Source organism: Nocardiopsis sp. Huas11, from assembly GCF_003634495.1.
Lineage (GTDB): Bacteria > Actinomycetota > Actinomycetes > Streptosporangiales > Streptosporangiaceae > Nocardiopsis.
Genome location: NZ_RBKY01000001.1, coordinates 6,360,110 through 6,384,503, shown reverse-complemented (window position 1 = coordinate 6,384,503; position 24,394 = coordinate 6,360,110). Strand labels below are relative to the sequence as shown.

The 24,394-nt window shown below is 72.3% G+C and carries 15 protein-coding genes, 2 tRNA genes and 1 pseudogene; 11 read left to right on the top strand and 7 right to left on the bottom strand.

Features of this window, described 5'->3' with window-relative positions; all coding sequences use genetic code 11:
• Nucleotides 1–3: 3 nt before the first annotated feature.
• The 5 genes from DFP74_RS28840 (at nt 4) to mmsB (ending at nt 6,770) form a co-directional block, all read left to right on the top strand.
• Nucleotides 4–1,098 (top strand): arabinan endo-1,5-alpha-L-arabinosidase, encoded by a 1,095-nt coding sequence (locus DFP74_RS28840; RefSeq protein WP_121186554.1) that lies wholly within the window; start codon nt 4–6, stop codon nt 1,096–1,098.
• A gap of 162 nt (nt 1,099–1,260) precedes the next feature.
• Complete coding sequence (locus DFP74_RS28835) at nt 1,261–2,784, top strand: alpha-N-arabinofuranosidase (protein ID WP_121186552.1); 1,524 nt, start codon at nt 1,261–1,263, stop codon at nt 2,782–2,784.
• Between the two features lie 40 nt (nt 2,785–2,824).
• On the top strand, nt 2,825–3,919 hold the full coding sequence (gene chvE / locus DFP74_RS28830) for a multiple monosaccharide ABC transporter substrate-binding protein (RefSeq protein WP_121186550.1): 1,095 nt from the start codon (nt 2,825–2,827) through the stop codon (nt 3,917–3,919).
• Complete coding sequence (locus DFP74_RS28825) at nt 3,916–5,496, top strand: sugar ABC transporter ATP-binding protein (RefSeq protein ID WP_121186548.1); 1,581 nt, start codon at nt 3,916–3,918, stop codon at nt 5,494–5,496. The genes chvE and DFP74_RS28825 overlap by 4 nt, the downstream gene beginning before the upstream one ends.
• Nucleotides 5,493–6,770: a multiple monosaccharide ABC transporter permease gene (mmsB, locus tag DFP74_RS28820; protein ID WP_121186546.1), complete on the top strand. Its 1,278-nt coding sequence runs from the start codon at nt 5,493–5,495 to the stop codon at nt 6,768–6,770. Before DFP74_RS28825 ends, mmsB begins: the two co-directional genes overlap by 4 nt.
• Before the next feature lie 49 nt (nt 6,771–6,819).
• On the opposite strand, the gene DFP74_RS28815 is transcribed toward mmsB, so the two are convergent.
• The 4 genes and pseudogenes from DFP74_RS28815 to DFP74_RS28800 all read right to left on the bottom strand — a co-directional run bounded on the left by DFP74_RS28815 (nt 6,820) and on the right by DFP74_RS28800 (nt 11,774).
• Nucleotides 6,820–7,707, bottom strand: coding sequence for a DUF1963 domain-containing protein (locus DFP74_RS28815; protein WP_121186544.1), 888 nt, complete (start codon nt 7,705–7,707; stop codon nt 6,820–6,822).
• Nucleotides 7,708–7,950: 243 nt separating this feature from the next.
• A pseudogene (locus DFP74_RS28810) lies at nt 7,951–8,773 on the bottom strand (zinc ribbon domain-containing protein).
• A gap of 200 nt (nt 8,774–8,973) precedes the next feature.
• Nucleotides 8,974–10,578, bottom strand: a complete 1,605-nt coding sequence (locus tag DFP74_RS28805; RefSeq protein WP_121186542.1) for a VWA domain-containing protein — start codon at nt 10,576–10,578, stop codon at nt 8,974–8,976.
• On the bottom strand, nt 10,578–11,774 hold the full coding sequence (locus DFP74_RS28800) for a hypothetical protein (protein ID WP_233571201.1): 1,197 nt from the start codon (nt 11,772–11,774) through the stop codon (nt 10,578–10,580). Before DFP74_RS28800 ends, DFP74_RS28805 begins: the two co-directional genes overlap by 1 nt.
• A gap of 274 nt (nt 11,775–12,048) precedes the next feature.
• Here DFP74_RS28800 and dnaG point away from each other — a divergent pair, with 274 nt between their 5' ends.
• From dnaG to DFP74_RS28780, 4 genes are all read left to right on the top strand, one after another.
• Nucleotides 12,049–13,965 carry a DNA primase gene (gene dnaG, locus DFP74_RS28795; protein ID WP_121186540.1) on the top strand — a complete coding sequence of 639 codons (1,917 nt, stop codon included), beginning with the start codon at nt 12,049–12,051 and terminating at the stop codon, nt 13,963–13,965.
• 74 nt (nt 13,966–14,039) lie between these two features.
• Nucleotides 14,040–15,197, top strand: coding sequence for an RNA polymerase sigma factor RpoD (gene rpoD, locus DFP74_RS28790; RefSeq protein WP_121186538.1), 1,158 nt, complete (start codon nt 14,040–14,042; stop codon nt 15,195–15,197).
• 189 nt (nt 15,198–15,386) lie between these two features.
• Nucleotides 15,387–16,712 carry a glycoside hydrolase family 18 protein gene (locus DFP74_RS28785; protein ID WP_121186536.1) on the top strand — a complete coding sequence of 442 codons (1,326 nt, stop codon included), beginning with the start codon at nt 15,387–15,389 and terminating at the stop codon, nt 16,710–16,712.
• A gap of 179 nt (nt 16,713–16,891) precedes the next feature.
• Nucleotides 16,892–19,738: an FAD-binding and (Fe-S)-binding domain-containing protein gene (locus DFP74_RS28780; RefSeq protein WP_121186534.1), complete on the top strand. Its 2,847-nt coding sequence runs from the start codon at nt 16,892–16,894 to the stop codon at nt 19,736–19,738.
• A 42-nt stretch (nt 19,739–19,780) separates the two neighbouring features.
• Here the strand turns inward: DFP74_RS28780 and DFP74_RS28775 are convergent, their stop codons facing one another.
• Both DFP74_RS28775 and DFP74_RS28770 read right to left on the bottom strand, forming a co-directional pair.
• Nucleotides 19,781–20,248, bottom strand: coding sequence for a hypothetical protein (locus DFP74_RS28775; RefSeq protein WP_233571200.1), 468 nt, complete (start codon nt 20,246–20,248; stop codon nt 19,781–19,783).
• A gap of 14 nt (nt 20,249–20,262) precedes the next feature.
• Nucleotides 20,263–20,577: a hypothetical protein gene (locus DFP74_RS28770; protein ID WP_121186530.1), complete on the bottom strand. Its 315-nt coding sequence runs from the start codon at nt 20,575–20,577 to the stop codon at nt 20,263–20,265.
• Nucleotides 20,578–20,721: 144 nt separating this feature from the next.
• Here DFP74_RS28770 and DFP74_RS28765 point away from each other — a divergent pair.
• Nucleotides 20,722–20,794 (top strand) — tRNA-Asn (locus tag DFP74_RS28765).
• A 93-nt stretch (nt 20,795–20,887) separates the two neighbouring features.
• Nucleotides 20,888–20,960: transfer RNA gene (locus DFP74_RS28760), tRNA-Asn, on the top strand.
• Between the two features lie 155 nt (nt 20,961–21,115).
• Here the strand turns inward: DFP74_RS28760 and DFP74_RS28755 are convergent.
• Nucleotides 21,116–24,343 (bottom strand): BTAD domain-containing putative transcriptional regulator, encoded by a 3,228-nt coding sequence (locus DFP74_RS28755; protein WP_121188592.1) that lies wholly within the window; start codon nt 24,341–24,343, stop codon nt 21,116–21,118.
• Between the last annotated feature and the right edge of the window lie 51 nt (nt 24,344–24,394).

Here is a 24,394-nt window from a genome sequence, read left to right as displayed (position 1 = left end):
TCCATGAGACGCACGCTGACCTCGGCCGCGGCGGTCCTGGCCGCCACGGCCCTGACCGCCACCCTGGCCGTCCCGGCCGCCGCGGCGCGGGACGACTGGGACGTGCCGCCCAACAACCCGGGACTGCCGGTCCAGGGCTACCAGCCCGACGACATCCACCCGTTCGCCGGCGGTCTGCGGGTCCACGACCCGGGCCTGCTCCGGGGCGGAGGCGGTGAGGACTGGTACGTCTTCGGCACCGGCAACGCCGAGATCGGCGACGGCAACATCCAGATCCGCAGCTCGCCCAACGGCCGCCACTGGACCTTCACCGACACCGTCTTCGACACCAAGCCCGCCTGGATCGCCGAGGAGATCCCCGGCGTGGAGACCCTCTGGGCACCGGAGATCTTCCACGCCGACGGCACGTACTACCTGTACTACTCCGCCTCGACGTTCGGCTCGAACCGCTCGCTCATCGGCCTGGCCACCAACGCCACCCTCGACCCCGAGGACCCGGACTACGCCTGGACCGACCAGGGCGAGGTGTTCGAGTCCTTCGACGGAGATCCCTACAACGCGATCGACCCCGGCATCGTCGACGACGCCGAGGGCCGCCGCTGGATGACCTTCGGCTCCTTCTGGACCGGCATCCACATGGTCGAACTCGACCCGGCCACCGGCGGCGTCCTCCCGGGCGCCGAGACCGTGCACCTGGCCGACCGCCAGGAGCCGCCCAACGCGATCGAGGCCCCCTACATCGTCGAGCGCGACGGCTACTACTACCTGTTCGTCTCCTTCGACCACTGCTGCCGGGTCGACAGCGACTACAAGATCGCCGTCGGCCGGGCCACCGAGCCCACCGGCCCCTACCTGGACGCCGACGGAGTCCCCATGCTGGAGGGCGGGGGCACCGTGATCGTCGCCGACGAGGGCACCATCACCGGTTCGGGCGGCCAGTCCGTCTCCGGCGACGTGCTCGCCTACACCTACTACGACACCGACCTGGGGCCGGACTTCGACTTCCGGATGGCCCTGCGCCGCCTGCACTGGTCGGCCGACGGCTGGCCCTCCGTGCGGCCCGGCACCCTCGGACACGACCGGGCCGCCGCCGGCTGACGGCCCGACACCACCACGGGTCCGGCCCCACCGGGCCGGCCCCCCGACCCCCGCCACCACCCTCAACCGACGGCCTTCGGCCGCAGCACTTGCCCACCCGTCGCCCACCACCACCCTCAACGGACGGCCTCCGGCCGCAGACCCTTCCTCTTTGGAGACCTCATGATCAACGCCTCCCTGAGCGTCGACGCCGCGACCCCCGTGGCCCCGGTCCACCGCCGCACGTTCGGTTCCTTCGTCGAGCACATGGGGCGCTGCGTCTACACCGGCATCTACGAGCCCGGACACCCCACCGCCGACGCCGACGGCCTGCGCCAGGACGTCGCCGCCCTGGTGCGCGAACTCGGGGTGACGACCGTGCGCTACCCCGGCGGCAACTTCGTCTCCGGCTACCGCTGGGAGGACGGCATCGGACCCAAGGACCAGCGCCCGGTCCGCCGCGACCTGGCCTGGCACAGCCTGGAGACCAACCAGTTCGGTCTCGACGAGTTCATGACCTGGTGCCGCCGCCAGGGCATCGAGCCGATGATGGCGGTCAACCTGGGCACCCGTGGCCTCCAGGAGGCCCTCGACCTGCTGGAGTACGCCAACCACCCCGGCGGCACCCACCTGTCCGACCTGCGCGCGGCCAACGGCCACTCCGACCCGTACGACATCCGCATGTGGTGCCTGGGTAACGAGATGGACGGGCCCTGGCAGATCGGCCACCTGGACGCGCGCTCCTACGGGCGCAAGGCCGCCCAGGTCGCCCGCGCCATGAAGATGGCCGACCGCGACCTCGAACTGGTCGTGTGCGGCAGCTCCGGGTCGACCATGCCCACCTTCGGCGCGTGGGAGGCCACCGTTCTGGAGGAGACCTACGACGCCGTCGAGTACATCTCGCTGCACGCCTACTACGAGGAGCACGACGGCGACCTCGCCAGCTTCCTCGGGGCCGTCACCGACATGGACCACTTCATCGAGTCGGTGGTCTCCACGGCCGACGCCGTCGGCGCCAAGCTGCGCGACCGCAAGCGCATCCAGCTCTCCTTCGACGAGTGGAACGTGTGGTACCTCAGCCGCCACCAGGCGCTCGCCGAGGTCCAGCCCACCGACGACTGGCAGGTGGCGCCCCGCGTCATCGAGGACCAGTACAACGTCGCCGACGCCGTCGTGGTCGGTAACATGCTCATCAGCCTGCTCCGCCACAGCGACCGCGTCACCGCCGCCAGCCAGGCCCAGCTCGCCAACGTCATCGCCCCGATCATGACCGAGCCCGGCGGCCCCGCCTGGCGGCAGACCATCTTCCACCCCTTCGCCCTCACCGCGGCCTCCGCCGCCGGCCACGTGCTGCGCGCCGACCTCGACGCCCCCGTCCAGGACACCGCCAAGTACGGCGAGGTCCAGGTCGTGGACTCCGCCGTCACCCACGACGAGGAGACCGGCCGCACCGCCGTGTTCGTCGTCAACCGCTCCGTCGACCAGCAGGTCGCCCTCACCGTGGACCTGCGCGGCCTCACCCCGGCCGAGGTGACCGAGGCGCTCACCCTCGCCGACGACGACGCCTACGCCGCCAACACCATGGACGACCCCGACCGGGTCGTGCCCCAGCCCAACAAGTCGGCCCGGCTGGACGGGGGACGCCTCACCGTGACCCTGCCGCCCGTCTCGTGGACCGTCGTCACCCTGTCCGACCAGGCCCGGTGACCCCCTCCCGTCCCACCCACGCGAACAAGTGAGGTCCCACATGCGCACACACGCCCGAGCAGGAGCCGTGACCGCCGCACTCACCGGCGCGGCCCTGATGCTCACCGCCTGCGGCGGCGTCGGCGACGCCGCCCAACCCCAGGGGGAGGCGGGCACCGTCGGCATCTCCATGCCCACCCAGTCCTCCGAGCGGTGGATCAACGATGGCGCCAACATGGTCGCCGAGTTCGAGGAACGCGGCTTCGGAACCGACCTGCAGTACGCCGAGGACGTCGTGGAGGACCAGGTCTCCCAGATCGAGAACATGATCACCCGGGGCGCCGACATCCTCGTCATCGCGGCCGTCGACGGCGAGGCGCTCGGCGACGTCCTGGACATGGCCGACGCCTCCGACATCCCGGTGATCGCCTACGACCGCCTGATCATGGGCACCGAGCACGTCGACTACTACGCCACCTTCGACAACTTCGAGGTCGGCGTCCTCCAGGGCCAGTACATCGTCGACTCCCTCGACCTGGAGAACGAGGAGGGCCCGTTCAACATCGAGCTGTTCGGCGGGTCGCCCGACGACAACAACGCCTACTTCTTCAACGACGGCGCGATGTCGGTGCTCCAGCCCTACATCGACGACGGCACCCTGGAGGTGCGCAGCGGCCAGACCTCCATGGAGCAGATCTCCACCCAGCGCTGGGACGGCGCCCTCGCCCAGGCCCGCATGGACAACCTGCTCAGCGCCAACTACTCCGACGATGACGTGCACGCGGTGCTCTCGCCCTTCGACGGCATCAGCCTGGGCGTCATCGAGTCCCTGCGCGCGGTCGGCTACGGCAGTGAGGAGCGGCCCCTGCCCGTGATCACCGGACAGGACGCCGACGTGTCCTCGGTCAAGTCGATCATCGCCGGCGAGCAGACCCAGACGATCTTCAAGGACACCCGCGCCCTGGCGACCCAGACCGTCGACATGGCCGAGGCCGTGCTGGCGGACGAGGAGGTCCCGGTCAACGACACCGAGACCTACGACAACGACGTCAAGGTGGTCCCCGCCTTCCTGCTCGAACCCGTCGACGTGGACATCGACAACTACCACGAGGTCCTGGTCGAGAGCGGCTACTACGAGGAGTCCGACCTCGAATGAGTACCGCGCACGAGTGGTCCGCCGGCCACGGCGGGCCACTCCTGCGGATGCGCGACATCCGCAAGGAGTTCCCCGGAGTACGCGCCCTGGACGGGGTGTCGCTGAGCGTGGGCCACGGCCGTGTCCACGCGCTCATGGGCGAGAACGGCGCCGGCAAGTCCACCCTGATGAAGGTCCTCAGCGGTGTGCACCCCACCGGCTCCTACACCGGCGAGGTGTTCGTCGACGGTGAGCCCTGCACGTTCTCCGGCGTCGCAGACAGCGAGCGCGCCGGGATCGCGATCATCCACCAGGAACTGGCGCTCATCCCGCAGCTGTCGATCAGTGAGAACGTCTTCCTCGGGCACGAGCGGTCCCGCTTCGGCATCGTCGACTGGGGCGCCACCCACGCCCGCGCCCGGGAGCTGCTGAACAGGGTCGGGCTGGACGAGAACCCGGCCACACCCGTCTCGGCGCTGAGCGTGGGCGCCCGCCAGCTCGTGGAGATCGCCAAGGCCCTGGCCAAGCGGGTGCGCCTGCTCATCCTGGACGAGCCCACCTCTGCGCTCAACGAGGTGGAGAGCGCCCGGCTGCTCGACCTGCTGCTGGACCTGCGGGACGAGGGCGTGGCGTGCATCCTCATCTCGCACAAGCTCGGCGAGGTCGTCAGCGTGTCCGACGAGATCACCGTGCTGCGCGACGGGCGCGCCATCGAGACCATGTCCGTGGAGCGCGACGCCGACGGCACCCCCTCGGTGGACGAGGACCGCATCATCCGCGGCATGGTCGGCCGCGACCTGGACCACCGGCACCCCGAACGGATCGGCGACATCGGCCCCGTGCGCTTCGAGGTCCGGGACTGGACCGTCGACCACCCCACCCAGCCGGGGCGGCGCGTGGTCGACGGGATCGACCTGGACGTGCGCGCGGGCGAGGTCGTGGGCATGGCGGGGCTCATGGGCGCGGGCCGCACCGAGTTCGCGATGAGCCTCTTCGGCCGCTCCTACGGGCGCTACGTACGCGGACGCCTGTACAAGGACGGCGCCGAGCTGGACACCTCCAGCACGGCCGCGGCCATCCGGGGCGGCGTCGCCTACGTCCCCGAGGACCGCAAGACCCTCGGCCTGGTGCTGGACGACGACATCCGACACAACACCACCCTGGCGGCACTGGGGCGGGTCTCCTCCCACGGGATCATCGACCCGGGCCGCGAGGCGGTCGAGGCCGCGCGGATGAGCGAGCGGATGCGGGTCCGCAGCCACGGCACGACCCAGCGGGTCCGCACGCTCAGCGGCGGCAACCAGCAGAAGGTCGTCCTCGGCAAGTGGATGTTCACCGAGCCCGACCTGCTCATCCTGGACGAGCCGACCCGGGGCATCGACGTGGGCGCCAAGTACGAGATCTACCTGATCGTGCGCCGGCTCGCCGCCGAGGGCGCGAGCGTACTGCTGATCTCCTCCGAGCTCCCCGAGATCCTCGGCATGAGCGACCGGATCTACACGATGTGCGAGGGACGCATCACCGGTGAGGTCCCCGGCGAGGGGGCCGACCAGGAGACCCTGATGAGACTGATGACGCGAACCGGGGGCCACCCGTGAACCGACCGACAAGGACGTCCCGCCTGACCCGCCTCGGCGCGGACCTGCTGCGCGGCAACGCCCGCCAGTACGGCATGGCGATCGCCCTGGTGGCGATCATCGTGCTGTTCCAGATCCTCACCGGAGGGCTGCTCCTCACCCCGCTCAACGTCACCAACCTGATCATGCAGAACTCCTACATCCTGATCCTGGCGATCGGGATGATGCTGGTGATCATCACCGGGCACATCGACCTGTCGGTGGGCTCGGTCGTGGCCTTCACCGGCGCGGTGTCGGCGGTCATGCTCACCTCCTGGGGGCTGCCCACCCTCGTCGTGGTGCCGCTGGCGCTGCTGCTGGGCGCGCTGATCGGCGCCTGGCAGGGGTTCTGGATCGCCTACGTGCGGGTGCCCGCGTTCATCGTCACGCTCGCGGGCATGCTCGTCTTCCGCGGCGCGACCCTGGCCGTGCTGGGCGGGGAGTCCATCTCCCCACTGCCGGCGGACCTGCGCCGGATCGCCACCGGATACCTGTCGGGACCGGAGGCGCTCGGCCTCCACCTCGTGACGCTCCTGCTGGGCGCGCTCGGCGCCGCGGCGATCGTGTGGATCCAGTGGAGCGGCCGCGCCAGCGCGATCAGGTACGGCCTGCCGACCCCCCCGGTCGGGGTGACCGTCGCCTCCTCGGTCGCCACCGCCGTGGTGATCATGGCCTTCGCCCACGTCCTGGCCCAGTACCAGGGGCTGCCCATCGTGGGCGTGCTGCTGGTGCTGCTCATCGCCGCGTACTCGTTCGTGATGCGCTCCACGACCATGGGGCGGCGCGTGTACGCGGTCGGCGGCAGCGAACAGGCCGCGGCGCTGTCGGGCATCGGCACGCAGCGCACCACGTTCTGGGTGTTCGTCAACATGGGCGTGCTCTCGGCGCTGGCCGGGCTCGTGTTCACCGCGCGCCTGAACGCGGCGACCCCGGGCGCGGGGACCATGTTCGAGCTCGACGCGATCGCGGCCGCCTTCATCGGCGGCGCCTCCGCCGGCGGAGGCGTGGGGACGGTCATCGGCGCCGTCATCGGTGCGCTGGTCATGGGCGTGCTCAACAACGGCATGTCGCTGATCGGCCTGGGCGTGGACTGGCAGCAGCTCATCAAGGGCCTGGTGCTGCTGCTGGCGGTGGCCTTCGACATCTACAACAAGCGCCGTGTCTCGGCGGCCCGCCCCCCGGCGTCCGCCGCGCCCGCGCCCGCGCCCTCGCCGGACGCGGAGCCGGCCGGACCGGAGCGGCCGCCGTCGCCGTGACCGCGCTCCGGCGGGGGACACCCCCGCCGGGGCCCGGCCCGGCGGCTGGTCACGGCGCCTCGAAAGCGGTCACGGCCAGCGCCTGGTCCACCCGAGCGGCGGCCAGGTCGTCGTGGCGGATGACGAAACCCGTACAGAAGACTTCGTACGCCGGCAGTTCCCTGGCGAGCGATACCCATTCGCTCGTCAGTCGGTGCTTCTCCTCCTCCAGGTGGGAATACCACTGCGCGATCGGGATGGCGGGGATCTCGCCCGCCTTCTCGCGTCCCGCGAGGGTCTGCTCCGCGATGCCGTTGACCACCTCGTCATCGGCGTACCCGCCGATGACGACGAAGGCGTCGGACGACCAGAGATCGTAGGCCAGAGCCCGGAGTTCGGCCAGGTGCGGCAGGTCACGCTCCATGTACCGGGCCAACCGCTGCTGGAAGGGCGACATGTCCTCCCAGTCGAGATCCTCCCAGTACTCGTGCCAGTCCTCGTCGCCCTCCTGGAGCCACAGGGGCAGTTCGGCTCTGAGTTCGAAGTAGAGGTCGTCAGGCTCGCGGACGGTCACGGAGCCGGGGGCCTGCGCGACCGCGGTCCCAGTACCGTCCGGTACGTACACGACTCGCGCGTACCTCCCGGAATCGTCCTCATGGTCCCTCTCCTGGTCCACGAAGAACAGCAGCGTCCCGTCCGTCGGCAGGTCGAAGCCGTCGATCCTCGGCAGCGCCCCGCAGTCGACGGAAAGGAACAACGGCAGGGGAATGTCCCCGGCGGACGGCCACTCCATGCCCACCGGCAGCCGGGGCGATCCACCGACCTGCCCGACCGGAGAGCCACCGCCACCGCCGAACAACCCGATCGACACACGAAGGTGTTCGCTGAACCTGCCGATCTCGTCGTCCGGAATGCCCGATTCGAGCGCCGCGCGACGAAACTCCCCTTGATGATCCATGCCCAAGAAGGTAGGCCCCTGCCACTCGGCCGCACCATCAGGGGGTGGCGCCGACGTTCTCGACTCCGCGAAGTCTGGACCCGAAAGGGTCGGTCGGTCAGTCCCGTGGGTGCCGGCCGTCGGTGCCCACGGTGAGCGCGGGCTCGAAGGCGGCGGCGATGTCCTCCCAGCGGGTGAATGTCAACTTCTCGATCCTGAAAGACCGAGCTCGCAGCTCCGACCAGCGCACCTGGGTGGTGCGTGTCAGGCCGCGTCGTCGGCAGCGTGACTCACTGCCCAGACCGCCTCGCCCCGCGAGGAGACGTTGCGGGCCGCGTTGACGTCGGCGTGCTCAGCGAAGCCGCACGACGTGCATCTGAAGGTGGCCTGGTCGGGCCGGTTCTTCTTGGCAATGTGGTCGCACTCCGAACACGCCTGGGAGGTGTAGGCGGGGTCGACGTGGACCACCGGTCCCGTCCGAGGTGGTGGCGATGTTCGCGATACCGAGGTCAACCCCAACAAAACCCTGGGGCGTGTACTCCTCGGCCTCGGGAACCTCGCAGGTCGCGTACAGGTAGAAGAAGTTGCCGCGCCGGACCAGGTCGGACTCGCCCTGCCGATACTCGGAGAGCATCTTCGCCTGCTCAGGTGAGCACACGAAGGCGATGCCCTTCCTTCGGCCCTGAACGGTCCAGATCGACACAGTGCGCGCGTCCAACCGCCAGGACAGACACCGATCGTCAAATGGCTGCGCGGCGTCCTTGCGGAACCGCACCGGCGCAGCCTCCACCCGGGTACGCCGTTTCGAGCCCTCGTCGCCGTAGTCGCCGGCCTTGAGATTGGCCTTCAGCGTGGCGTAGGCCCCGGCGACCTTACGCACGCAGTGGATCGCGGGCTGCGCGGACAGGCCCATCGCCTTGACCTCGTGATAGACCGGCCGCTGCAACGCAGCCTTGGCCTTCACACCGGTCTCGAACGCCCGGCGCGAGGCGTGGTTGGCCGCGGTGTTGCACAGCTTCAACGACTCCCACAGCGCCGCCTCCTGAGCGGCGTCGGGAAGCAGCTTGACTTGCACGACCAGCTTCATGGTCGAACACACCAACGAACCTGTTCTTGGTCATGGGGTAGAACAAGCGAAGCCGTTCCAACCCCCTATACACCGCGCAGCATGTCCGCGTCGCCGCGACCGGGGAGAAGGAGGCCCGTCCCCGCCGCCAACTCCGGATGAACGTTGCGCACCCGGCGCCGGGCTGTGGGCGGGAAGGGCGTTCCCGCCCACGGCCGGGCTCACTGGTAGCCGCGGATCTCCCGGAAGACCGTGTCCAGGCTCTGCTCGCGGGCGTCGAAGACCCGGCCGCCGGTCAGCTCGGCGAGCTCGGTCATCTCCGGCGCGTCGGACTCGCCGAACAGCACGGTGAACGTCGGCACTCCCGCCACCGGTTCGGTCAGATCCCCGTGGAAGTCACGGAAGTCGGGGTACTCCATCCCCTCGTTGACCTCGCCGTCGGTCATCAGCACGACGGAGGTGAAGAACTCTTCGGCCCCCTCCTCCGCGTCCAGGAACTCGTAGGCGTCGGCCAGGGCGTCGTAGCCCGCGGTGCCGCCGTCGGCCGTCAGGCCGCCGATGCGCTCCGAGAGGTCGTCGCGCACGGCGGACTCCTCGTCGCCCAGGAGGAACGTGGTCGGCTCCGCCGGCTCGTCGCTGAAGGGCAGCAGCGTCACCTCGTCGCGCTCGTGGAAGGACTGCGACAGGGCCGCCAGCGACTGGTCGTCCACCCCGGTCAGCGCGCCCAACGAGGTGCGCAGCGACTCGATCCGCTCGCCCTCCATGGAGCCCGACACGTCGAGCACGAACACGGTCCGGGTGGGCCGGCGCAGCTCCGCGAAGTAGCGCCCCACCAGCTCGTCGACCACGTCCTGGTGGGTGGGGAACGGCAGCTCGACCAGGTCGGGAGCGTCCCCGGCGGGCTCCACACCCGGGGTCGCGGGACGGCGCCAGGTCTGCTCGGTGATCTGGCGCTGGGTGTCCTCCGAGGCCAGGTCGGCCACGAGCCGCTCGTAGGCGTCGGCCGCCTCGTCCGAGGGGTCGGCGAGCAGGGTCAGGGGGTAGTCGGAGGTGACGACGCCGTCGGCCGGGCGCACGATGTGCAGCGGCTCGGGCAGGGCGCCGGACTCGTTCAGCGACAGCAGCACGGACTCGTAGTTGATCAGTCCCGGCACCGCGTCGCCCTCCGCGGCCAGGTCCGCGTACCGGTCCGAGAGCCAGCCGGAGGAGCCGGAGGTGATCGCGTGGCCGGCGAAGAACTCCTCCAGCTCCGGGGCGACCTCCTCCACGTCCTCGACCTCCAGGGCCGTGCCGGTGTCGGCGAGCGCGGAGGCGACCCCGATGAGCGCGGAGAAGCCCGAGTTCGAGGCGCCCGGGTTGGTCATGCCGTAGCGGAACTCGTTCTCGGCCACCGCCTGGGCGATGTCGGCCCAGGTCACCTCGGCGCCGTCGGTCCATCCGCGCGCCTGGGCGGTGGACTCGGCCACGCCCACCACGACCGGGGAGAGCATGACGGGGTTCTCCTCCGCCAGCACCTGCTGGCCGTCCTCCAGGAGCAACCCGAGGTAGCGGTTGGAGCCGAACCAGATCGCGTCGACGTCCTCGGTCTCCCCGGCGGCCACCCTGGCCATGCCGTCGAGGGTGCCGACGTACTCCATCTCCACGGCCACGCCGGTGCGCTCGGTGACCTCCTCCAGCAGCGGTTCGAGGTCGGCCACCTCGCTGCCCGCCAGGATCCGCAGGGTGGTGTCGGCCCCGCCGCCCTCGCCGGGCGTGCAGCCGCTCAGGAGCAGGCCCGCCGCGGCGGTGGCCGCCGCGACCGCGCGCAGCCGTCGGTTGCCGGTCATCAGTTCCTCCGGTCGTTGAGGGGGCCGCCCGGTCCGCCGGGCCCCGGCTGTGCGTCGGCGGCGGGCTCGGGCTGCCCGCTGTCGCTGTACTCCTGCTCGATCCGCCCGATGAGGGCCTCCACGGTCTGGTAGGCCGGTTCGTGCACGACGTCGTCGACCTGCTCGCGGACGGGCAGCGCGTGCTCGCCGACCAGCTCGTGGAAGTGCGCCGTGTCCTCGGTGCGGAAGCCGTAGTCGGCGGCGAGCGTCTGCAACTCCTCGTCCTCGGTGAGGAGCCGGCCGACCTCGGAGCCCTCCTCGGTGAGGGGTAGGACGGTGTGCGTGGAGAACACCGTGGGGGAGGGGTACATGACCACGGCGTCGTCCGGGAGCGCGGGACCGTGCACGGCCGCGGCGATGTACTGGAACTCGTAGGCCCACACCAGCGGGGTGTGGCCGGGCCCGAGGTCCCGGTAGTGCTCGAAGGGCTGCTGGGAGGAGTCCGGCGGCTGGCCCTGCGCCAGGAAGAGCCGGGAGAGCGTCGCGGCCAGGTCGTCGTCGACGGACGTGCCCTGGACGATCTCCTCGTCGTTGAGCAGGTAGGAGAGCACCACCAGGTGCATGGCCGCGGAGTTGGACGTGCGGGGGTCGGTGGTGCGGATGAGCAGCTCGTTGCGGTTGCTGGCGCTCACCGAGTCACCGGGCAGGTCGCGCCAGCGGGTGCGCTCCTCGGTGAGGTCGAGGTAGGCCTGCATGTCGAACGACCACGTGCCGTCGGACTCCAGGCCGGCCACACCCGCCTCCGCCAGGGCCTGGGCGATGGGCTCGTAGCTGAGCAGCACCATGGGCGTGGTGAAGGGCCGGTACTCCTCCTCGATCCCGTTCACCTGCTTGAAGTGCTCGCTGGAGGGCGTGCTGCCCGGGGAGCCGAAGTCCTCGCCCTCCTCTATCGCCTCGGCGATGGCGCGCGAGCCGCGCGGGCGCACGGTGACCTCGTAGCCGAGTTCGGCCAGACGCGCGACGACGCGCTCGTCCTCGAAGAAGGGCACCTTCTCGGAGCCGACCACGCCCTGGACCTGTCGCAGGGAGCCGTCCGCTCGGCCGAGGGCCCACAGGGCTCCGGCGCCGAGGACGATCAGGGCGACGGCGGCGGCCGCCGCCAGGAGCGGCCAGCGCGGTCTGCGGCGCGAGGGCGGGTGCGGGGGCGGGTAGGCCATGGCGAAGGGCCCTCTTCCGTAGGGGGACGACGGGGACACTGCGCGGGCCCCCGATCCTTTCGCCCGCCACGGGCACGGAGCCGTCGCTCCGGTGGACGCCCGGTGGCTCCACCAGCAATTCCAGGTGACATCGCCCCCGGGCGCGCGTGAACGTGAGGAGTACGGCGCGACCCTCGTCATCGCCCGGGGCGTCGGTGGCACCGTGTGACGGCGTATGGGCGCACCGGAGCGAACGCTGGTTCGAGCGTCGTCGGGGCGAACTACGCTGGAAAGCGTGGCTGGACGGATCAAGGACGAAGACATCGCACTGGTGCGCGATCGCACCCCCATCGCGGACGTGATCGGGGAGTACCTACAGCTGCGCAACGCGGGCGGCGGCTCCCTGAAGGGCCTGTGCCCCTTCCACGACGAGAAGTCGCCGTCCTTCAACGTCACTCCCTCCAAGAACCTGTTCTACTGTTTTGGCTGCGGGGAGGGCGGGGACGCGATCTCCTTCCTCCAGCGCATCGACAACCTCAGCTTCGCCGAGGCCGTGGAGTCGCTCGCCAAGCAGAGCGGCATCACCCTGCGCTACGAGGAGGGCGGCCGCAGCACCCGGCGCGGCGACGAGGGCCAGCGCCAGCGGTTGCTGGAGGCGCACCGCGCCGCGGCGGAGTTCTATGCCGAACGGCTGCTCTCGCCCGAGGCGGTCGTCGCGCGGCGCTTCCTCACCGACCGAGGGTTCAACCGGGAGAACGCCGAACAGTTCGGACTGGGCTTCGCGCCGGCCGGCTGGGAGAACCTCACCACCCACCTGCGCAACAAGGGCTTCACCGACCAGGAGCTCATCACCGGCGGCCTGGCCAGCCAGGGGCGGCGCGGCGCCTACGACCGCTTCCGCAACCGACTGCTCTGGCCGGTGCGCGAGGTCACCGGCGAGGTGGTCGGCTTCGGCGCCCGCAAGCTCGACTCCGAGGAGGACGGGCCGAAGTACCTCAACTCCCCCGAAAGCCCCATCTTCCACAAGGGGCGGCTGCTGTACGGTCTCGACCTCGCCAAGCGGGAGATCTCCCGCCACAACGAGGCGGTCATCGTCGAGGGCTACACCGACGTGATGGCCTGCCACCTGTCCGGGGTGCCCACGGCCGTGGCCACGTGCGGGACCTCCTTCGGCGAGGACCACGTCAAGATCCTGCGCCGGATGCTCCAGGGACGCTCCAACCACGGCGGCCGGGTGGTGTTCACCTTCGACGGCGACGCCGCCGGGCAGAAGGCCGCCGTCCGCGCCTTCGCCGAGGAGCACGGGTTCGCCTCCGAGACCTTCGTCTCCGTGCAGCCCGACGGGCTCGACCCCTGCGACCTGCGCATCCAGCAGGGGCCGCAGGCCGTCGCCGACCTCGTCCACCAGGCCGCGCCGCTGTACGAGTTCATGATCCGCAAGGTCATGGAGGAGTACGACCTCACCACCGCCGAGGGGCGGATCGCCGCCCTGGACGCCGCCGCGCCCGTCGTGGCCAGCATCCGCAACGAGGGCGTGCGCCTGGCCTACGGCAAGAACCTGGACCGGTGGCTCGGACTCATGGACGAGGCCTTCGTGCTGCGCCGGGTGCGCCAGCACATGGGCCGGCCCGGCGGCCGGGGCGCCGAGCGCACCGGAGCGCGCGCGCAGGGCCGTGTGCGGACCCGGGAGGGGGCCCCGTCCGGCCCCCCGGTCACACCGGACGCCCGCGAGGCGCCCTACGACCTGCGCGACCCCTCCGTGCAGCGGGAGCGCCAGGCCCTGAAGATCGCCGTGCAGCACCCGGGCCTGGCCGTGGGCTTCGACGAGTTCTCCGACGAGGACTTCACCGTCCCCCAGCACAAGGCCGTCCTCGCCCTCATCCGCGGCCTGGGCGGCGTGGCCGCCGCGCACGACCCCGGCCGGTGGGCCATCGACCTGCGCGAGGCGGCGCCCACCGACGCCCAGCGCGATTTCCTCACGCGATTGGCGGTCGAGGGGATCGAGTTCTATGGAGAACTCGACCGGCATTACGCCGCACAAATGCTGGGCACAATCAGAACTCATTCCATCAACCGGCGGATGGCAAACCTCAAATCGCAGCTGTCCCGGCTCGATCCACGGACTCAGGCCGAGGAACAGGAGCGGGTCGCCACCGAGCTCATGGTGCTTCAGCAGCAAAAACGTGCCCTCCAGGAGGAGGCCTCGGGTTGAGTGTGCCGCGGGGGTGACAATAATAGATCTCCCTCTTTCGGTAGCCTTGTGGGCACAATGGTGGGGTGGCTCCCATGGTTGTGACCAAAGAAATTCCGCTTGCTCGCCAAGTCGCCGGACTTCTTCCTGACCCGGGACGGGGAACGGCCACCCGTGTCGAGGTCGCCTCGGCACTGGAACGGTTGGACGCGCCCGCCGGCGACCTCGACCGGACGGTCGACCAGCTCGCCCGGATCGGGGTGGAGGTGGCCGATCCGGACGCCGACTCCGGCGAGGCCGTGCCCCCCGCCGAGGCGGCGGGGAGCGGCGGTTCGGCGGGAGCCGGCGGCGGCCGCTCGGGCTCGGACCTGGTCCGGCTCTACCTGCGCGAGATCGGCCGGGTGCCGCTGCTGTCGGCCGAGCAGGAGGTGGAGCTCGCCAAGGCGGTCGAGGTGGGCCTGTACGCGCAGCGCCGCGACGCCACGGCGGAGTGCGGACCCGAGGAGCTCGCCGCCCTGGCCGAGGAGGGCGCCCGCGCCAAAAGACGCCTCATCGAGGCCAACCTGCGCCTGGTCGTGTCGATCGCCAAGCGCTACATGGGCCGGGGGCTGCTCTTCCTGGACCTGATCCAGGAGGGGAACCTGGGGCTGATCCGCGCGGTGGAGAAGTTCGACTACACGCGCGGCTTCAAGTTCTCCACCTACGCCACGTGGTGGATCCGGCAGGCCATCACCCGGGCCATCGCCGACCAGGCGCGGACGATCCGCATCCCCGTGCACATGGTCGAGACCATCAACAAGCTCGTGCGCCTCCAGCACGAACTCCACCAGCGGCTCGGCCGGGAGCCGTCGGTCGAGGAGATCTCCTCGGCGGCGGGCTTCGGCGGCCGACGCGTCCTGGAGATCCAGCGCATCGCCCGCGAACCCGTGTCCCTCCAGGCGCCCATCGGCGAGGAGGAGTCCGACTTCGGCGACTTCATCGAGGACTCCGACGCGGTGGTCCCGGTCGAGGCGGCCGCGTTCAACCTGCTGCAGGAGCACCTGCGCGACCTCCTGGGCGGCCTGTCCGACCGTGAGCGGCGCATCATCCGGCTGCGGTTCGGGATGGCCGACGGCCACCCCCGCACCCTGGAGGAGGTCGGGCGGGAGTTCGGGGTGACCCGGGAGCGGATCCGCCAGATCGAGGCCAAGACGCTCGCCAAGCTGCGCCACCCGTCCAGGGCGGGGACCCTGCGCGACTACCTCACGAGCTGAGCCCCGGGCGTCGGCCCGAGCCCCGGGAGCGGACCCCCAGGAGCCGAGCCCGCGAGCCGAGCCCGCCCTCGATCCCGTACCAACGTGCGAAGGGCCGCGCCGGTTCCCCTGCCCCCGGGAACGGCCTGATGTGGCCGACCTGGGCCGAACCGCCGCCGTTCGTCCCGTGCGCCCCCTACCGTCGTAAGGGTGAACGCCTCCCCTTCGACCAGAACGCTCGGCCGCGTCGGGCGGCGTCCGCTGATCGTCATCGGCGCGGCGGTGGTCGCCGGCGTCCTGATCCTGGGAGTCCTGGTGGCCGTGAGCGGGCAGAGGCTGGAACGCATCGGCTACTACGCCGACTGGAACGCCGCCAACCGCGGGTTCACGATCGGTGAGCTCCACGACAACGGTGCCGCGCAGCGCCTCACCCGGCTGATGTGGGCCTTCGGCGCGACCAGCCCCGACGGGCTCTGCCACATCCCCGAGGACAACCACGACCAGCCCTGGGAGCTGTACCAGCGGCGCTACTCCGCCGACGAGAGCGTGAGCGGGGAGGCCGACTCCTACGCCCAGCCGCTCGCCGGCGGGCTCCACCAGCTGCTCCGGCTCCGCGAACTCCACCCCGACCTGGGCGCGAGCCTGTCCCTGGGCGGCTGGAACTGGTCCACGCACTTCTCCGAGGCGGCCCGGACCCAGGAGTCGCGCGAGGCGTTCGTGTCCTCCTGCGTGGACCTGTGGCTGCGCGGCGACCTGCCGGTGCTGGGGGAGGAGCCCCAGGGCGGACCAGGGGCGGCGGCCGGGGTGTTCGACGGCATCGACCTGGACTGGGAGTGGCCCTCCGGAGGCGGGCATCCCGACAACACCGAGCACGCCGACGATCCGGCCAACTTCCCGCTGCTGGTCGCGGAGTTCCGCAGGCAGCTCGACGCGCTGGAGCGGGAGACCGGCCAGGAGTACACCCTGTCGGTGTCGCTCCCCGGCGGAGCCGGGGCGGCGGAGTCCTACGACGGCGCGGTGTTCGAGCACGTCGACTTCGCGACCGTGCAGGGCTACGACTTCTCCGGCCCGTGGATGGAGCGGACCGCGCACCACTCCAACCTGTACGCGCCCGAGTCCGGCCCCGAGGCCCACAGCGTCGACGCCGCGGTCCGGCGCTACCTGGACCAGGGCGCTCCGGCGGAGAAGCTCGTGATGGGCCTGCCGGCCTTCGCGCGCGGGTGGCAGGGCGTGGAGCCCGCCGACGCAGGGCGCGGACAGCCCGCCGAGGGGCCCGCCGACGACGACTACGACGGGCCGACGAAGGCGTTCGCGGACGCGGAGGAGCTGCAGGGCGAGCGCCACCTGGACGAGGAGGCGGGCGCGTACTGGGTCTACGACGGCGACGAGTGGTGGACCTACGACAACGCCGACGTGGTCGACCTCAAGGGCGCCTACGTGGCCGAGCGGGGGCTGGGCGGGCTGATGGTCTGGAACCTGGACATGGACCCCGAGGGGGAGCTGGTGCGCGCCATGGACGAGTCCCTGCGGGGTTGACCGGGGCGCGGGCGGGCGCGGGCGGGGGCGGGCGGGGCCCACGCCCCGGGGCGTGGGCCACCCGTCGGGCACGTCCCCGGCACGGGCGCGGCGCGGTCCGGGCGCCCGGCCCAGGTCCCACCGGAATTCGGGCGCGTGACGGTTGCCACGCCGGGACCCCGCGCGCCACGCTGTGGTGCATGGCCGACCCGCACAGCGACACAGCATCCGCCCGTCTGCGACACGACCTGGAGAACGCCGTCCAGGGCACGGTCGCCTTCGACGCCGGCACACTCGCCCTCTACACCTCCGACGCCTCCAACTACCGGCGCGTCCCGCTCGCGGTGGTCGTGCCCAGAACCGTCGAGGACTGCGTCGCGGCCGTGCGCGTGTGCGCCGACCACGGCGTGTCCGTGGTGCCCCGGGGCGGGGGGACCTCCATCGCCGGCAACGCCATCGGCACCGGCGTCGTCATCGACACCTCGCGCCACCTGCGGACCATCGAGCACATCGACCCCGAGGCCAGGACCGCGACCGTGCAGCCCGGGGTCGTCCTGGACGATCTGCGGGAGGCCACCGCCGAGTACGGACTCACCTTCGCCCCCGACCCCTCGACGCACAGCCGCTGCACCATCGGCGGGATGGTCGGCAACAACGCCTGCGGCTCCCACTCGGTCGCCTGGGGCACCACCGCCGACAACATCGTCTCCCTGGACGTCCTGCTCAGCGACGGCACCCGGATGACCGTGGGCGCGGGCCCGGTCGAGGCCGACACCGAGGGGCGCGCCGGTCAGGTCCACGCCGCCCTGGACCGGCTCGTCGACACCTACCGCGAGGAACTGCGCACCGCGATGCCCGACTTCCGCCGCCGCGTCTCGGGCTTCGGCCTGGACCGGTTGCTGCCGGAGAAGGGCCGCCACGTGGCCGCCGCCCTGGTGGGCAGCGAGGGCACGTGCGTGTTCGTCCTCGGGGCCACCGTGCGGCTGGTGGAGTCCCCGCCCGCGCGCGCCCTGGCCGTGCTCGGCTACCCGGACGCGCCCGCGGCCGCCGACGCCGTGCCCTCCCTGCTCACCCACCGGCCGCTGACCGTCGAGGGCATCAACCACCGCATGGTCGCCGCCCTGGACGAGCACGGCGGCCCACGCGTGCCCCTGCCCGAGGGCGGCGCCTGGCTGCTCGTGGAGATCGCGGGGCAGGACGCCGAGGACGCGGTCCGGGCCGCGGAGTCGATGCTGGCGGACCTGTCCGAACGGCCCAGCGGCTCCGTGGTGGTCGTCGACGCGGCCCACCAGAAGGCCCTGTGGCGCATCCGCGAGGAGGGGGCCGGGCTCACCCAGCGCACCCCCGACGGCCGGGAGGCCTGGTCCGGGTGGGAGGACGCCGCCGTGCCCCCGGCCCACCTCGGCGACTACCTGCGCGAGTTCGAGGCCCTCATGGAGCGCCACGGCCGCTTCGGGGTCGTCTACGGGCACTTCGGCGACGGCTGCCTGCACGTGCGCATCGACTTCGAGCTCACCGAGGAGAAGGGGCGGCGGGAGTACCGGGCGTTCATGGAGGAGGCCGCCGACCTGGTGGTCCGGCACGGCGGCTCGCTCTCCGGCGAGCACGGCGACGGGCAGGCCCGCTCGGAGCTGCTCTCGCGCATGTACCCCGAGCGGCTCATCCGGGCCTTCGGTGAGTTCAAGCGCCTGTGGGACCCGGCCGGCCTGATGAACCCCGGTGTCATCGTCGATCCGCTGCCGCTGGACGCCGACGTCCGGGTCGGCCTGCCGCTGGTGGCGGGGGCGACCCTGGCCTACGGCGCGGACGGCGGGGACTTCGGCAAGGCGCTGCGGCGCTGTTCGGGGATCGGCAAGTGCCGGCGCCAGAGCGGCCCGGGCGTGATGTGCCCCAGCTACCAGGTCACGCGGGAGGAGAAGCACTCCACCCGCGGGCGGGCGCACCTGCTGTTCGAGATGGCGGGCGGCGAGGTCATCACCGACGGCTGGCGGTCGGAGGAGGTCCGCGAGAGCCTGGACCTGTGCCTGTCGTGCAAGGGCTGTCTGAGCGACTGCCCCGCGGACGTGGACATGGCCACCTACAAGGCCGAGTTCCTGCACCAGCACTACAAGGGGCGGGTGCGCCCCGCGGCGCACTACTCGATGGGCTGGCTGCCGCTGTGGGCCCGGCTGGCGGGCATCGCGCCGGCGGAGGCCAACCGGGCGGCCGCGCTGCCGGGGGTCTCGCGGATCGCCAAGCGGATGGCGGGCGTGGCGCGCGAACGGGACCTGCCCGCGTTCGCGCGCACGACCTTCACCCGGGCCTACCGTCGGCGCGGACCGCGCCCGGGCGGGCGCCGGGTGGTGCTGTGGCCGGACACCTTCGGCAACTTCCTGCACCCCCAGGTGCCGGCGGCGGCCGTGCGGGTCCTGGAGGACGCGGGGTTCACCGTCGTACTGCCGCGCGGACAGGTCTGCTGCGGGCTCACGTGGGTCTCGACCGGTCAGCTGGACGTGGCCCGCCGGGTGATGCGCCGGGCCGTGCGGGCCCTGTCACCGCTGGTGGAAGAGGGGTTGCAGGTGGTGGGCCTGGAGCCGAGCTGCACCGCGGCGCTCCGCCACGACCTGCTGGAACTGCTGCCCGGCCCGGAGAGCGAGCGTGTGGCCGGCGCGGTGCACACGCTGTCCGGGTTCCTGAACGCGTACGCGCCGGACTGGGAGCCGCCCCGGGTGGCGGCCTCGGCCCTGGCCCAGGTGCACTGCCACCAGCACGCGGTGATCGGCTTCGAGGAGGACCGCAAGCTCATCGCGCGCGCCGGGATCGACGGCGAGGTGCTGGACTCGGGCTGCTGCGGGCTGGCGGGCGACTTCGGGTTCACGGAGGGGCACTACGAGGTGTCCACCGCGATCGGGGAGCAGGAGCTGCTGCCCCGGGTCCGGGCGGCCGCGCCGGACACACTCGTCCTGGCCGACGGCTACAGCTGCCGCACGCAGATCGAGCAGGGGACGGACCGCCGGGCGCTGCACCTGGCCGAGGTCCTCGCCGCGGCCCTGCCACCGAAGGAGTGACCGTGGGCCGCCGGCCCCGCCGCCTCGGCGGGGCCCGGCGGCTCAGACGCCCATCTGGTCGTGCAGGAGCGCCAGGGCGTCGGTGACGGCGTCCGCGAGGGCGGGGTCGTGGGGATCGACGCCCTCGCCCAGGTGGACCCTCCAGTCCGCCTCCGTGCCCCCCGGGGCCCGGCGCGCGACCAGGCGAAAGCCCGTGGCGGAGTCCGCCCGCGGGAAGGGCACGAACCGGTTGACCAGGATGGTCGAGGTGACGCGCTCGGCGACCGTCTCGGCCAGCCGCCGGTAGTCCAGGGGCCGCAGCGCGACGCTGTGCTCGCCCGCGCCCTCCTCCATGAAGGTGAAGGTCTCGGTGCTCCACCGGGCCTGGTCGATGTCCTGCCACAGCACGCGGCGCCCGTCGGGCAGGTAGAGGGCCTCGGTGCTGGCGACCAGCTCGCCCTCTCCGACGACGGGCGCGTGGGCCAGAACGCGTTCGCCCCGCTCCAGGCGGGAGCGAACGCCCTCCGGCACTCCGGCGCCGAACACTAGCGGCCGCCGGCCCCGTCGTCCGCGGTCTCCCGGGGGGTCTCCCGCTCCATGGTGCGGAGCTCCTCGTCGGTGGGCCGCGCCAGGAAGTCGCGGACCGAGGTGATGGGCATCTTGTCGACGGCCTTGTCGTAGACCGTCCGGCCGGCGTTGCCGACCTGGGCGCCCACGAGCCCGGCGACCTCTTGGACGACGGGGCTGTCGGCCACCTTGCGGGCGGTGCGGGACATCTGTTCATAGCGTGCCCGGCCCGCCTTGGCACCCAGGACGTATCCGATGGCGAGTCCGGCGACGAACGTGATCCGATAGCGCATGGTCCCTCTTCAGGCCTTGGAGACGATGTCTCGACGGTACCCGCTCACGGCGCCGCCCACACGGGCCGACACTGTCACGAGGAGTCGTCAGGGGCGCTAGTCTATTGGTGTCGCCGCGGCTCACAGAGCCGTGGACGAGCGCCATCCCGCGTAGCTCAATCGGCAGAGCAGCCGGCTGTTAACCGGCAGGTTACTGGTTCGAGTCCAGTCGCGGGAGCCGACGATGCCCGAAAACGGCGTCGCGAGCACCCCCTCGGGGGCGCTAGTCTATGGGTGTCGCCGCGGCTCACAGAGCCGCGGAGGAACGCGATCCCGCGTAGCTCAATCGGCAGAGCAGCCGGCTGTTAACCGGCAGGTTACTGGTTCGAGTCCAGTCGCGGGAGCAGATCAGGGTCCTTTCCCCTCGGGAAAGGGCCCTTTCGCGTGTGCGGGACGAGCGGGCTCCGCCGTCCGCCGTCCGCCGTCCGCCGTCGGCCGTGCGCCGCGGTCCGTCCGCGGGCCGCGGCCCGTTCCGCCCCGGCGCTCCCCGCCCTCGGGCTCAGACGGCCTCGATCCCGATCCCCTGGGCGCGCCCCTCGTCGAACGCCTTCTCGAAGTCCGCGTCGCCCAACGCCTCGCGCGCCCGCGAACCGATCCGGTTCACGTCCCCGCGCTCGGCGTCCGGCAGCGGCGCGCCCACCGACTCCCGCGTCGCCGCCGCGGCGCCCAGCAACCGCGCGGCACGCGCCGGCGCGCCGCCCAGGGCCGCGGCGCCCGCCAGCCCCTCCAGGGCCAGCGCGACGGCGCGCGCGTCACCCGACTCCCGGGCCACCTCCAGCCCCTGCGCGTGCAGGTCGCGGGCGGTGTCGGCGTCCCCGCGCAACTCGGCCGCGAAGCCGAGTTCGGCCAGCCCCAGGCAGACGCCGGGCAGATACCCCCGGCTGCGGTTCCACTCCGTCAGTTCACGCTGGCGGGCCTCGGCGGCGTCCAGCCGGCCCGTCCTGCGGTCCGCCAGGGCCAGCCCGTTCGCCGCGAACGCCGCGTTCGATCCGTAGGCCTGCTCCTGGGCCACGCGCAGCGCCCTCTCGTGCAGGTCGGTCGCGGCGGGAAAGTCACCGGCCAGGAGCCTCAACCGGCCCAGCGCGGCCAGATGCCAGGACACCGCCGCCCACAGCCCCAGCCCCTCGGCCATGTGCAGCCCCTCGGTGGACAGCCGCCGCGCGGTCTCGTAGTCGCCGCTGATCTCGGCGAGCATCGCCAGCAGCCGAGTGGCGTGCAGGCGCCCCCAGCGGTCGCCCACCTCGCGGAACAAGGACTCGGCCTGCGTCGCCTCCTCCCGCATGCCGGTGAGGTCGCCGTTGACGGAGCACAGTTCGGCGAGGATCGACCGGGAGGCGGCGATGCCCCAGCGGTCTCCGAGCCGCCGAAAGGCCGTCAGCGCCTCCCGCGCGATCTCCCGGGCGCGTGAGGCGTCTCCGGACCCCATCATCGCGAACGCGCACTGGACCCGCGCGTGCGCGGATCCCACGGGATCGTCGATCGCGTCGTACCCCTGCAGCACGACACCCAGCAGGTGCCCGGGGTCGCTGTTTCCGTGTTCGAGGAACCCGAAGCAGGCCTGCCACGCCATCGCGCGCAAGCGCAGCGAGTCCGCGACGGGTACCGGGTCGGCGACCACGCCCAGGGCCGCCGCCAGGCTCCGCCGTGCCTCCGGGGCGCGCCCGCGCAGGTACCAGTAGCGGCCCGTCGCGCCCGCCAACCGCAGCGCCGTCGAGCTCTCACCTTGTTCGACCGCCCAGTCCAGGGCGGCGCGCAGGTTCGCCGACTCCGCGTCCAGCCGGCGCAGCCACACGTGTTGGAGGTGCCCGCGCAAAGCCGGTTCGGACTCCTCCGCCAGCTCGGCGTGGTATCTCGCGTGTTCGCGCCGCGCGGCTTCGGCCTCGCCGGACTCCTCCAGCCGTTCGAGGCCGTAGTCGGCCACCGACTCCAGGAGCCGGTAGCGGCGCGGCTCGGCTTCGTCGACCACCACCAGGGAGCGTTCCAGGAGGCGGGACAGCAGGTCCAGGACGTCGGTGCCCTCGACGCCGCCGCCCGCGCACACCCGTTCGGCGGAGGCCAGGGTGCTGCCGCCCCGGTGCACGGCGAGCCTGCGCAGGACCGCGCGCTCCGCCTCCGACAGCAGGCCCCAGCTCCAGTCGATGACCGCGCGCAGGGTCCGCTGTCGCGGGGGAGCGGTCCGGCGTCCGCTGCCCAGCGCCCGGAAGCGGTCGTCCAGCCGTGCGGCGAGGTCGTGGACGTGCAGCGCCCGGATCCGGGTGGCGGCCAGCTCCAGCGCGAGGGGGATGCCGTCGAGCCGTCGGCAGACCGCGGCCACCGCCGCCGCGTTGTCCGCGTCCAGGGTGAACCCGGGGGAGGCCTCCGCGGCGCGGGCCACGAACAGGCGCACCGCGCCCGAGGCGGCGAGGTCCTCCGTGCCCGCGTCCACCGGGGGCAGGTCCAGCGGCGGCACCGGATGGACGCGTTCACCCGCCACCCCGAGCTGCTCGTGGCTCGTGGCCAGCGCCCGCACCCCGGGCGCGCCGCCGAGCAGGCGCTCGCCCAAGCGGGCGACGGAGTCCACCAGGTGTTCGCAGGTGTCCAGCACCAGCAGCAGGCGACGGTCCCGCACGGCCTCGCACAAGCGCTCGATGGAGCTGCGCCGGTCGCCCCCGCCCGAGACGGTGTCCTCCCGTAGGCCCAGCGCCTCGGCGACGGCCTCGGCGACGCCGTCGGCGGTCCCCTCGACCCCGGCGCAGGGGCGCAGCCTGGCCAGCTCCACCAGCCACACCCCGTCGGGGAACCGGCCGGCGGTCCTGCGTGCGGCCTCCAGCGCGAGCCGGGTCTTGCCGACGCCGCCGGTGCCGACCAACGTGACCAGCCGGTGGTGCAGGACGAGATCACAGACCTGGTCGATCTGGGCGCTCCGGCCGACGAGTCCGCCGTCGGGTTCGTCGGTGAGCGAGACCGGCAGGTTCGTGGAAGGGCGGACCGGCGCGGGGGACGCGGCCAGCTCCGGGTCCTGCGCCAGGATCGACCGGTGCAGGGCGACCAGGTCGGGGCCGGGGTCCACCCCCAGGTCCTCTCGCAGGCGCACGCGCAGCCGCTCGTAGCTCTCCAGCGCCTCGCTCTGGCGGCCCGACCGGTACAGCGCCCTCAGATGGGCGGCGCGCAGCCGCTCACGCAGCGGATGGTGGTCCACCAGGGCGCCCAGCTCACCGACGAGCAGCTGGTGTTCGCCCAGCTCCAGGCGCGCCTCGGCCAGGTCCTCCAAGGCGGTCAGCCGCGCCTCCTCCAGCCGGGCCGCCGCGGGGCGCGCGAACTCCTCGTCGGCCGCGTCGGCGTGCGCGGGTCCGCGCCACAGGCCGACCGCCTCGTGGAGCAGGGCGGCACGCTCGCCGGGGCCGGAACTCCCACGGGCCCGGTCCAACAGCGCGGTGAACCGCGCCGCGTCCACGTCGGCCGCCACGATCCGGTACCCCGCCGGGCCGAGCTCGACCAGGCCGCGGCCTCCCGGTTCGGCCTCCTCCAGCGCCCGTCGCAGCTGCGACACCTTGGCCTGGAGGGCGCCGGAGGCGTGGCGAGGGGGAGAGGCGCCCCACAGGTCCTCCACCAGCCGGTCGGCGGACACCGGGTGCCCCTCGTGGACGAGCAGGACGCACAGCAGAGCCCGGACCTTGGCCCCCGGGATCCGCACCGCCTCTCCCGACGAGGTCCATACCGACAGCGGACCCAGCACCCCGAACCTCATGGCGTCACGGTAGCCCAACGCCGCCGGTCCGCCCCCACGGGGCGCCTCCGC